Raw genomic sequence first — 11707 nt, forward strand, 5'->3', positions numbered from 1 at the left:
TTGTAAGTGTAAGTGATAAATTAATTTCACCGCAAATGTACAAAAAGATACTCCTCAAATGTTACGAAATTATTAATTTTAACTTGTAGCCCAATTTATTGAATTCTAAACAGTTCTGTTTCTCAAATAATAATTCAGCAAAAACGCTGTAGAACTGTCGTGTTTCAGTACATTATTCGAAATTATTTCGCCTTGAATATTTTTTGCTAAAACTTTGCCATATTCCACACCAAATTGATCAAAACTATAAATATTCCAGATCACACCTTGAACAAAAGTCTTGTGTTCATATAATGCAACTAAGGCCCCTAGTGATTCTGGTGTCAACTTGTCAATTAAAAGAGTATTAGAAGGTTTGTTTCCTTGAAATTCTCTAAAATTTTGCACTAAAGGGTTTTCTGTTTCCGTTTCTTTCGTTGTGTCTTTTCCATTTAACAAGGCTTCCGTTTGTCCGAAAAAGTTGGACATTAGGATAGTATGGTTACAATCTGAGGCACTGTATGGATTAATAAAACCTATAAAATCCACGGGAACAACTTTAGTTCCTTGGTGAAACAATTGGAAAAAGGCATGTTGAGCAGATACTCCTACATCACCCCAAATTAATGTTCCAGTTTCGTAATTCACTGGATTTCCCTCTCGGTTTTTATCTTTGCCATTACTTTCCATGATCATTTGTTGCAAATGTGCAGGAAAACGTTCTAAGAATTGACTATATGGAACAACCGCTTCTGTTTCATAACCAAAGAAATTGTTATACCACACGCTTAACAAAGCACAAACTACGGGGATATTTTGTTCAAAAGGAGCAGTACGAAAGTGTACGTCCATTTTATTAGCTCCTTTCAGCAAGCGTTCAAAATTCTCATACCCAATTGCCAAAGCGATCGATAGCCCTACTGAACTCCACAGCGAAAAACGCCCTCCAATATGATCCCACATGGGAAAAATAGTTTCCGGTTGAATGCCATACGCCACTGCTCGATCAATTTCGGCAGTTACCCCAACCAAATGAGGACCGAGCTTCTCTTTTTTCACTTTGGTCTTTAACCACTCTACTACTTTATCCGCATTTAAAACTGTTTCTTGCGTCGTAAAAGTTTTGGAAACAACAAGTACTAAGGTAGTTTCCGGGTTTAGTTTACGTAACACCGCATACAAATAATCGTCATCGACATTTGAAATGAAATGAACATTCAACTGATTGCTGTAATTTGCCAAGCCTTGCACCACCATCTTAGGTCCAAGATCTGAACCACCAATACCAATATTGACGATATCCGTAAAAGGCTCTCCTGTACTGGAAGTATATTCTCCTTGTATCACACGTTCAACAAAGTCCTTCATGCGATCACGTGTTTGGCGAATTTCATCCAAGATATTCACACCATCAACAACGATTGAGGCATTTGGATTAAAATCGCGTAATGCTGTATGCAATACGGCTCTATCTTCTGTCTTATTTAACTTCCTTCCTGTAAATAAGTCTTCGATTGCTTCTTTCAAGTGCATTTCTTCCCCCAACTCACACAAGTAAGCTAACGTTTCTTTCGTTACCTTATTTTTAGAGTAATCAAGCAGAAAATCATCGAATTGAATATTAAATGAACTCCCTCTACTAGAATCCTCTTTAAAGAGGTCTTGCATTTGGATCAACTTCATTTGCTCAAAGTGCTCACGTAGTTTACTCCATGCAGCAGTACTAGTAGGATTTATAGTTTGTAACATTATAATGTAAAAACAGCAATTATTTATTAAACTTTTCTTTTATCACAGCATCCAATTCTGCTTTAAGCGGTTGGATATATTCTTTATAAGCAGGAATATCTTTTTTATCCATCGGTTCTGAGTTTGGCAACACTTGACCAAGCGGATCCACCTGTACTCCGTTTTTCCAAAAGCGATAACACACGTGTGGTCCCGTAGCCAATCCTGTACTTCCTACCAATCCAATCGTTTGTCCTTGCGTTACGTATTGTCCCTTTTTTACAAGAATTTTAGACATGTGTAGGTATTGTGTAGAATATGTACCGTTGTGTTTTACTTTTACGTAATTACCATTTCCAGCTGTATAACCTGTACGCTCTACCACACCCGAAGCAGTGGTCATGATTGGCGTACCTGTTGGCGCAGCATAATCTGTTCCATTATGAGATTTCCACGTTTTTTGAACCGGATGAAATCTGCTTTTAGTATAGCGCGAGGTAATGCGGAAGAATTTTAGGGGTGCCTTTAAGAACATACTCTTCATCGGGCGCCCTTCCTCGTCGTAATAATCTTTTCCTTTAGTTCCTTGTCTTTGATACGGGAAGGAATACAAGTCCTTTCCTCTATAATTAAAATAGGCAGCCTCAATTTTTGAAATACCTACATACACCGTATCGTTAATGTATTTTTCTTCTATAGTTACCGCAAAGCGATCGTTTGGTTGTAATTTAAAGAAGTCAATCGACCAAGCGAATATCTGAGACATACGCGTAGCTAAGGATTGATCCACCCCTTCATTGCTCAAACTAACAGAAAGTGAGCCCTCAATAGTTGAGGCTACTGTTCTTCTTCGGATGGTAACCGGATAGGTCTTCGTATAAGCAGTAACTGTATCGCGTAAGTCGATAACCTGATAACCCGAAATATTAGGGTGGTAAACAAACGCTGCTAACTTGTCTGGATTCTCTTTATACTTAATCAGCGTATAAGGTTGTCCGGCGCGGATACCTCTTACATTGATTGTGTCTTTTACTTTGGTAACAATATTGTGTACATCTGTAGCATTGAGGTTGAAATCGCCAAAAATCTTACCTAGGTTATCGCCCGACCGTATCGTATCTTCCGTTACGACATAATCTTTCAAATTAAACCCATATAATTCGGCTACAATTTCCTCTACTGTTTCTTCTTCAGTATCTGTACTTACTTCCATTTCTGCTTCCTTTTTACAAGAAGTGAACAAAAGAAGTCCTGTTAACAACATAAAAATTTTATACTTCAAACCTAACTTTTTTCTATTTTAAACCAATCCTTTTCCCCAATTCTCCATTTCTTCTTCTGACCATAATGCAGGGAAGAAAATTCTTTTTTGATATTCTGGCAACATGTACTTTTTCCAATCACTACCGCCGGTGGCTTCCTTCGTTACCCCCGTACTCTCTAAGTACTTTAATGCTGTTTTATAGTGTCCAATCACCCAAGTAACATTGACGGTATAATCGTAATGTTTCATGGCTTGAATTAACGCTGGACGCTCTTGTTCTTCTTTGGGAAGTTCAACAAATTTCTGCCATAAATTTGTTTTTTCATAATCTTTCATTGCTTTAACAAAAGTTTGACTGTATTTCTTCTCAAACGCATCGAGCAAGTAGGACTTTTCACCAGTCTTATAATTTTTTCCAGCAGCCTGCCAATACATAAATTCTAACGCTTCTTCTGCTGAAATATTTTCCGGTAAGTCAGCAATAAATCGCTTGTCGATCAAATTTTTCCAATCTGTTGATCCAAATTCGATCAAACGATATTGAGCGCTTTGAAAACCACTTGCAGGCGCTAGTGTATTTCTAAATTTATTATACTGTTCTACGTCCATTCCATCCCCCATTATGCTAAAAGAATTAGTCAACATATCAAAATATCGGCTAATTCTCATCAATTTATCAGTAAAAACCTCGACGTCAATTTTAGCTGTAACGGCCAATTGTTCAATTTCCCATAAAATCATTTTAAACAATAACTCATTGACTTGGTGATACATAATAAACACCATTTCATCTGGGTATAGGGTACGCTGGATTTGCAGGCCTAACAAAGCATCAGTTTGTATATAATCCCAGTACGTAAGGGGCTTGGCATGCAACAACCCTTCTAAATGTACATTGGGATTTTGTCCCATTTGGGTAAATTTTTCTTCTAAATTTTTTATGTGTTGATTGGTTAAGTCGTTCATGGTTTATTCGGTCTTTAAGGTGGTAACTAATCCTTTGTATTCTTCTAGATCTGCTTTTAATGACCCAACAGCTAAGCTTGCTTTAATTCGCAAAGGAACCTTATTACTGTCTGCTGACACCCAAACAGTTAAGCTTTCTTTCTCTTTAAATACACGTCCTGCCATCACATAAGGTCTAAAAGACAAGGCTTTAATTTTACCAAATTTAGTTTTTAATTCAGAGGTTCCCAAGTATTGTAATTTAAAACGAAAAACCTCTCCATCGAAAAACATATCGATTTCCACGGCTTCATTCTTTTTTAAACTGTCTAATTTAGGGTGATTTCTAAGGTAATAAAAAGCAGATACGATATCCTGCACCTCTTTTACAATGGGATAGGTATTTTCTTTAATTTTTTCGTAGTCTTTAACTAAGACATTTTTCTTGGAATAATCAAAGAATCCTTCTTGATCTTTGGTATAGCCACCTTCGTCAATTTTTCGAACAAATCGATGAGGCACAACTTGATCTTTCTCAAAATAACTTTGATAATCATCGTATACTTTAAAAAATACTTTTGAAAGTCCTGTTGTATAGCCAATACCTTTTGCGTGATACATACTTTTTCCTTTGTATGAAGTTTCAGCTAGTTGTAGTTCGGCTATTCCTGCATTGAGGAAGCCATAGGAAACTCTAAACTTTAGGTATTCTCCCGCTTTAAATGCTTTGGGTTTGCTTTGTGCAAAAGTGACAGCTGCACAGGTTAAGAAGATATAAATAACAAATAATACTTTTTTCATAGTCGGCTAATTTTATTCAAAAATAACAAACAAAAAAACCCAGTCAAATAATTGACTGAGTTTTTATGCTATTAACCAACCAAAAAACTATAAATTATGAAAAATTTATTACACTCAAATAAAGCTTATGACATCTTTATTTTTGCGAGTGCAAATGTACAGTTTTTTATTGATTATTCATATATCCTGCATCTTTTAACCTCACTTTAACTATAACGTACTCAAAATGAGGCTTTTTAAGATATTATTAACTCAGATTATAATGTTCCGCGTAACTCTTGTTCACGTTCGATTGATTCGAAAAGTGCTTTAAAGTTACCTGCACCGAATCCTCTAGCACCCATTCTTTGAATAATTTCGAAGAATAAAGTTGGACGATCCTCTACTGGTTTGGTGAAGATTTGTAACAAATATCCTTCTTCATCCGCATCCACTAAGATACTTAATTTTTGAAGTTCTTTGATATCTTCTTTCATCATATCCATGTGTACACCTAAACGTCCAGGGATTGCATCATAGTATGCTTGTGGCGGAGCAGATAAAAACTCAACACCTCTAGCTCTCATTTCACCTACAGTTTTGATGATATCATCAGTAGCTACTGCGATGTGCTGAACCCCAGGTCCGTTGTAGAAATCCAAATACTCCTCTACTTGAGAACGCTTTGCTCCCTCTGCTGGTTCGTTGATAGGGAATTTGATACGTCCATTACCGTTAGACATTACTTTACTCATTAAAGCAGAATACTCTGTATTAATTTGCTTGTCGTCAAACGATAAGAAATTTACGAATCCCATCACGTCTTCATACCATTTTACCCAAGTATTCATTTCGTTCCATCCCACGTTTCCTACCATGTGATCCACGTATTTCAAACCAACTGGCGCTGGGTTGTAATCGCTTTCCCATTTAACGAATCCTGGCAAAAACACTCCTTTGTAGTTCTTTCTCTCCACAAACATGTGTACAGTTTCTCCGTAAGTATAGATACCTGCGCGAACTGTTTCACCAAATTCGTCTGTTTCCACTACAGGTTCCATATACGATTTAGCTCCACGGCTTGTTGTTTCTTCGTATGCTTTACGTGCATCTTCTACCCATAACGCCACTACTTTAATTCCATCTCCGTGTTTAACGATGTGATCATTTAACTCAGACTCAGCAGTAAGTGGTGTTGTTAGAACGATGCGAATTTTATCTTGTACTAAAACGTATGACGCTCTGTCTTTTACACCTGTTTCTAATCCAGCATAAGCCAACGATTGAAATCCAAAAGCAGTTTTGTAGAAATGTGCTGCTTGTTTAGCGTTTCCAACGATAAATTCAACGTAATCTGTTCCTAATAAAGGTAAGAAATCTTGTGCTCCTTCAAATATTTTTTCTAAGCCAAATTCAACTGACTTTACTTCTTTACTCATAATTATAGTTTTAGTTGTTGTTTATTCTGTTTTTGAATTTTTATTCTTCTAACCAAGATTGGTAGTATTGTTCATCGGCAATTTTCATGGCTTCTTCCGTCACCATTAAAGGCTTGAAGGTATCAACCATAACGGCTAACTCTTCGGTTACTATTTTTCCGATCGAACGTTCTGCAGCCCCAGGATGCGGTCCATGTGGAATACCCGCAGGGTGAAGTGAAATATGCCCTGGTGCAATATCATTACGACTCATAAAATCACCATCTACATAGTATAATACCTCATCACTGTCGATATTACTGTGGTTGTAGGGCGCAGGAATAGCATCCGGATGGTAGTCGTATAACCTCGGTACAAAAGAGCAAACAACGAAACCAGCAGTTTCAAATGTTTGATGTACAGGAGGCGGTTGGTGAATGCGTCCAGTAATGGGTTCAAAATCGTGAATCGAAAACGCATACGGATAGTTGTATCCATCGTATCCAACCACATCAAAAGGATGAGTCGCATAGATCATTTCGAAGATTTCATCCTGTTTTCTCAACTTAATTAAGAAATCTCCTTTTTCATCATAGGTTTCTAAATTTTCAGGAAGACGGATATCTCTCTCGCAAAATGGCGAGTGTTCCATCAATTGTCCGAACCAGTTTCTATAGCGTTTTGGCGTATAAAACGGGTGTTTAGATTCTACGATAAATAGTCGATTATCTTCGGTGTCGAAATCCATCTTGTAAATCATTCCTCGTGGAATAACAAGGTAATCTCCGTATTTAAAGGGTATATTCCCTAGAAAAGTACGCAACGTACCCGATCCTTTATGGATAAAAATCAATTCGTCTGAATCGGTATTCTTGTAGAAATAATCCTCCATTGAATGTTTAGGAGCCGCTAATACAATGGTACAGTCACTATTGGTCAAAACTGCTTTTCGGCTTTCTAAAAAATCATTTTCGGGTTCTACTTGGAATCCTCTTAGTCGGTAAGATTGAATGTTATTTGCTTTCGCAATTTTAGGTGCGACAGAATACTGTTTGCGTATTTCTTTCACCTGTGTTGGTCGGTGTACATGGTACATATTTGTTGACATTCCGTCAAAACCAACTGTACCAAACAATTGTTCATAGTATAAGTCACCGTTTTCCTTGCGGAAAATCGTATGACGTTTAGGGGGAATACTCCCTAAGCGATGATATAAAGGCATAATTACTTATAGTTTTAAGGTTGGAAAAAAATAATATAAGTAAAAGTCTCTCATTCAGGATTTCTCTTGATCAGAAACTTAATATAAGCCAATAAACCGTCCCATTGTATATTCATAATGTCACAAATATCGAAATAAAAATGATATATCCAACTTTATAACCAAATTTTATTTACGTATTGCTAAAAAACCCCCTCTTGACCCCCTTGAATTCTTAACTAAAACCAAAAGCCTACAGAGAAAAAAGTATAGCTACTTCCCGTATCTGGCGAATAACTGTATTTAACTTCAATCGGTCCAATCATGGTTTGCATTCCATATCCCAAAGAGTATCCAGAATATTTGGATTTAAACAACCACTCTGAGCCAGAAAAAATATCTTCTCCAACATTTGCAAAATTGGCCGAAAAGTTAATATGGTGTTTTTTGAAAATTTCATAATCTAGATCGATCGATCCCAAAATGTAGGAGTTTCCAGCAATACTCAACAAATCATACCCATAAAATGGGATAATATTATCGCGTTCTGCAAATCCGTACCCGCCTAAGAAATAAACAAAGCCGATTGAAGGTGTATTTCCAATAGTTGCTCCCATACGCGAACGCAGATCGACATTCAACTTATCTGTGATCTTAGTAGCATAACCCACTTGCCCCGTGATGGTCGAAAAGTTCTGAAAATTACCTAGATAATCCGAAGACAAGAAGTAGTTTTTATATTCTCCTTTAAACATAAACCCCTTGCGTGGAAAGTACTTATTATCATAAGTATCAAAGGTAAAGCTAGCAAATCCTCCCAAATAGGTACTTCGGTCAAAATTGTTATGTTCAATTGCAAGCGTATTGCTCTTTACATCAAAATAGCGGTGTTCCAATCCAGCGGCAACTAAAAATTTTTGTTGGTAAAAGGTCTGGAAGACTAAACGGTTTTCAAAATCTTTATAGTCAACGCTAAATTTGGATGGGTAATTCGATAAATCGCCTTGTCCTGGCACAATAACTCGATCGCTATCTGTCAACATTTTAAAGCGTAAATCACTGCTAAATTGGTTGAATTTGGAATTGATTCCCACACTCCAATAAAAACCATTATCTACAAAATAGTTGAAATTATAGCGCACATTATCCCCTACCGCCACATCCAATGACGCGACATCACTCTTGAGCAATAGATTTTTTTGTGTCACATTAACCAAGGCGGCGGATTTATATAGTCCGTCGTAATGTACACCTAGTTTTAGATAGCGCTTAATTGGGTTTTCTACCATATCCAACACCAAGGCATCTCCGTCTCCATTCGCATCAAAACGGTAGGAAATACTGCTAAAGTTATCGGATCCATTGAGTTGATCGATACCTTTTTCTAAATCGTCAAAAGTGATATAGCTCTCAGGTTTAAACCCTAACTTTCCGTGAACATAACGCTGTGTATAGTGTTTTAACCCATTAATATCAATCGAGTTAACGTACAATTTATCGGTGTATTTTGGCACAAACTGCTTTTGCAAAACATCTTTTCTTCCGCCTATTTTTTTAATTTCTTCTACTTTCAGCTTCGCAGCTTCTACTCCTCTTTCAATAATTGCCTTTCCTTCTTCGAAAGAAATAACAGTATAGCCAGAAATATCGGGTTTAATATAAATATCCGTTTTTTCGACCTTATCCTTCATTTGATTAATGGTGGAATAGTTGGAAATCTGAAGCAGAACATCGGCAGCACCGTTGATATCTTCCATGGATTTAAGTCCATCTTGCACATCGACGCCAATGACAATATCCGCCCCTAAGGCTCGGAGCTCGTCTATGGGATAATTGTTGACAATACCTCCATCGATCAAGTGATTTTCGTCAATTAAGACTGGAGCAAACAAGGACGGAAAGGCACCACTAGCCAAGATAGCTTGCGGCAAATAACCCGAATCAATCAAAACGGGCTTCCCTGTTTCAATATTGGTAGCAATACACAAAAAAGGAATATTCAGATCATTAAAATCACGTACGTGTCTTACATGTGCTAAAAGCTTGTTCATCAAGTTGTAGTTGTACATTCCTCGAGAAAAAGCTTTGGGCAATCCTATTTTAAACTTATCAAAGGGCAAAGTCAGCGCGTAGATTTCATCGTTTTTCTTTTCGTAAAATGATTTGGATACGCGGGGAATATAATCTCGTATTAAAGCTGTGGCGTCAATACTACTAAATATAGAATCTAATTCAGTCGCCGTATATCCTGCAGCATAAAGTCCCCCAACAATAGCTCCCATACTTGTACCAGTAATGTAGTCTACTTGTACACCTTCTTCTTCTAGTACTTTCAGCACACCAATATGGGCCAATCCCTTGGCACCACCACCACTCAAAACCACTCCCACTTTCGGTCGGTCGGTCGGTTGAGTGGGCTCTTGAGCAAATCCCTGAGCTCCGAGTAAACCTAGTACTAATACAACGATAATTCTGAACATAGTTTCCCTTTTTTTTCGCCCTACTAATTTACTTCAAATGTTCCAATAAAACGTGTGTTTTTGCTTTTCCTATGATACTTTCTATCTCTGCTGGCTCTGCTTCTTTTATCCGCTTCACTGATTTAAAGTGATTGAGCAATTTGGTTTTGGTTTTTTCACCAATTCCAGGCACATCGTCTAACTTGCTAGTTATCGCATTTTTACTGCGCTGGTTGCGGTGAAACGTCAATCCAAATCGGTGCGCCTCGTCTCGAAGGTGAATGATCACTTTCATTGTCTCTGAACGCTTATCCAAATACAAAGGATAGCTATCTCCTGGATAAAAAATCTCTTCGAGTCGCTCTGCCAAACTGATGATTGGAATTTTTCCTCTTAACCCTAGATCTTCCAAACTCTTTAACGCTACCCCCAATTGCCCTTTTCCACCGTCAATAACAATTAAATCAGGCAGAGGTTCTTTCTCATCGAGTAGGCGTTTGTATCGTCTGAAAACAATTTCTTGCATGGAAGCAAAGTCATTGGGACCTTCTACGGTCTTTACATTAAAATGACGGTAGTCCTTTTTACTCGGTTTTCCGTCTTTAAACACGACACAAGCGGCAACGGGATTGGTTCCTTGAATATTGGAGTTATCAAAACACTCGATGTGGCGAGGTTCTTTTGGCAATCGCAAATCTTTCATCATCTGTTGCATGATGCGTTTAACATGTCGATCGGGATCTACAATCTTAATTTGCTTCAACTGATCTAGACGATAGAACTTAGCATTGCGTTCGGACAAATCCAACAGGGCTTTTTTATCTCCCATCTTTGGAACCGTTACTTTAATGTCCTCTCCTAATTCTACATCAAAGGGAACGAGTATCTCTTTGGTCAATAGTTCAAATCGACTGCGTATTTCAACAATAGCCAGCTCGAGCAGCTCTGCATCAGTTTCTTCTAGTTTCTTTTTTAGTTCCATATTGTGTGAGCGAATAATCGCCCCATAAGAAACTTGTAAGAAATTGACATAGGCATTTGTTTCATCCGAAAGAATGGTAAAGACATCTACATTGCCAATCTTGGGGTTGACAATAGTAGATTTGGCTTGATAGTTCTCAAGCAGCTCAATCTTTTCTTTGATCTGTTGTGCTTCTTCAAAACGCATATCAGCAGCTAATTCCAACATATAGGTTTTGAACCCTTTGAGACTTTCCTTGAAATTCCCCTTGAGAATATCGCGTATTTCTGTAATTTTTTTATCGTATTGTTGAGCTGATTCATAGGCTTCACAAGGCCCCCCACAATTGCCAATATGATATTCTAAGCAAACTTTGAATTTTTCACTGCGGATATTTTGTTGGGATAGATCATAATTGCAAGTGCGTATGGCATACAACTCTTTGATCAAATCCAATAGGGTTGCGACAGTTTTCGTACTAGTATAAGGACCAAAGTATTCTGAACCATCTTTGACCATGCGACGCGTAGTAAAAACGCGGGGAAAGGCTTCTTTCTTAATGCAAATCCAAGGATAAGATTTGTCGTCCTTCAACAAAACATTGTATCGGGGCTGGAGTTGTTTTATCAGGTTGTTTTCCAACAACAGTGCATCGGTTTCAGTTGGAACAACTATATGTTTAATTTTTACAATTTTTCGAACTAAGACATTCGTTTTTGCATTGTCATGCACTTTATTGAAGTAGGAGCTCACACGCTTCTTTAGATTTTTTGCTTTACCGACATACAAAATCTTCCCTTCTTTATCAAAATACTGATATACACCAGGTTGATCCGGTAAGGATTGTATCTGTAAGGCTAACTCTTCTTTTACTTGCATCGCTCCATGATTAAAGTACAAAATTAAAGTTTAAAATGTATGAGAACAAAAAAGCGATGAAAATTCATCGCTTTTTTCCATTTAAATTAATCA

8 protein-coding genes are annotated in these 11707 nt (G+C 37.4%); all 8 read right to left on the reverse strand.

The window, feature by feature from the left end:
- Positions 1–105 precede the first annotated feature (105 nt).
- The 8 genes from pgi to uvrC all read right to left on the reverse strand — a co-directional run bounded on the left by pgi (position 106) and on the right by uvrC (position 11614).
- Positions 106–1728: a glucose-6-phosphate isomerase gene (gene pgi, locus H4K35_RS03035; protein WP_182625914.1), complete on the reverse strand. Its 1623-nt coding sequence runs from the start codon at positions 1726–1728 to the stop codon at positions 106–108.
- A gap of 19 nt (positions 1729–1747) precedes the next feature.
- A complete protein-coding gene (locus tag H4K35_RS03040; protein ID WP_182625915.1) occupies positions 1748–2989 on the reverse strand; it encodes a peptidoglycan DD-metalloendopeptidase family protein in 1242 nt (413 codons plus the stop codon).
- An 18-nt stretch (positions 2990–3007) separates the two neighbouring features.
- A complete protein-coding gene (locus tag H4K35_RS03045) occupies positions 3008–3883 on the reverse strand; it encodes a tryptophan 2,3-dioxygenase family protein (protein WP_255492355.1) in 876 nt (291 codons plus the stop codon).
- Between the two features lie 57 nt (positions 3884–3940).
- Complete coding sequence (locus tag H4K35_RS03050; RefSeq protein ID WP_182625917.1) at positions 3941–4717, reverse strand: DUF3108 domain-containing protein; 777 nt, start codon at positions 4715–4717, stop codon at positions 3941–3943.
- A 257-nt stretch (positions 4718–4974) separates the two neighbouring features.
- Positions 4975–6135 carry a 4-hydroxyphenylpyruvate dioxygenase gene (hppD, locus tag H4K35_RS03055; RefSeq protein ID WP_182625918.1) on the reverse strand — a complete coding sequence of 387 codons (1161 nt, stop codon included), beginning with the start codon at positions 6133–6135 and terminating at the stop codon, positions 4975–4977.
- A 40-nt stretch (positions 6136–6175) separates the two neighbouring features.
- Entirely contained in the window at positions 6176–7336 is a 1161-nt protein-coding gene (locus H4K35_RS03060) for a homogentisate 1,2-dioxygenase (protein ID WP_182625919.1), read from the reverse strand.
- A gap of 218 nt (positions 7337–7554) precedes the next feature.
- The gene (locus tag H4K35_RS03065) at positions 7555–9795 is read right to left on the reverse strand and encodes a patatin-like phospholipase family protein (protein WP_182625920.1); all 2241 of its coding nucleotides are present in this window, start codon (positions 9793–9795) and stop codon (positions 7555–7557) included.
- Positions 9796–9823: 28 nt separating this feature from the next.
- Positions 9824–11614: an excinuclease ABC subunit UvrC gene (gene uvrC, locus H4K35_RS03070; RefSeq protein WP_182625921.1), complete on the reverse strand. Its 1791-nt coding sequence runs from the start codon at positions 11612–11614 to the stop codon at positions 9824–9826.
- Positions 11615–11707: the final 93 nt, after the last annotated feature.

The organism is Myroides sp. NP-2 (assembly GCF_014145665.1).
Classification (GTDB): Bacteria; Bacteroidota; Bacteroidia; order Flavobacteriales; family Flavobacteriaceae; genus Flavobacterium.

What these genes read in the sequence shown, in the direction of transcription:
- pgi (WP_182625914.1), bottom strand. Translation starts at nt 1,728, where the DNA reads ATGTTACAAACTATAAATCCTACTAGTACTGCTGCATGGAGTAAACTA.
- H4K35_RS03045 (WP_255492355.1), bottom strand. Translation starts at nt 3,883, where the DNA reads ATGGGACAAAATCCCAATGTACATTTAGAAGGGTTGTTGCATGCCAAG.
- H4K35_RS03050 (WP_182625917.1), bottom strand. Translation starts at nt 4,717, where the DNA reads ATGAAAAAAGTATTATTTGTTATTTATATCTTCTTAACCTGTGCAGCT.
- hppD (WP_182625918.1), bottom strand. Translation starts at nt 6,135, where the DNA reads ATGAGTAAAGAAGTAAAGTCAGTTGAATTTGGCTTAGAAAAAATATTT.
- H4K35_RS03060 (WP_182625919.1), bottom strand. Translation starts at nt 7,336, where the DNA reads ATGCCTTTATATCATCGCTTAGGGAGTATTCCCCCTAAACGTCATACG.
- H4K35_RS03065 (WP_182625920.1), bottom strand. Translation starts at nt 9,795, where the DNA reads ATGTTCAGAATTATCGTTGTATTAGTACTAGGTTTACTCGGAGCTCAG.
- uvrC (WP_182625921.1), bottom strand. Translation starts at nt 11,614, where the DNA reads ATGCAAGTAAAAGAAGAGTTAGCCTTACAGATACAATCCTTACCGGAT.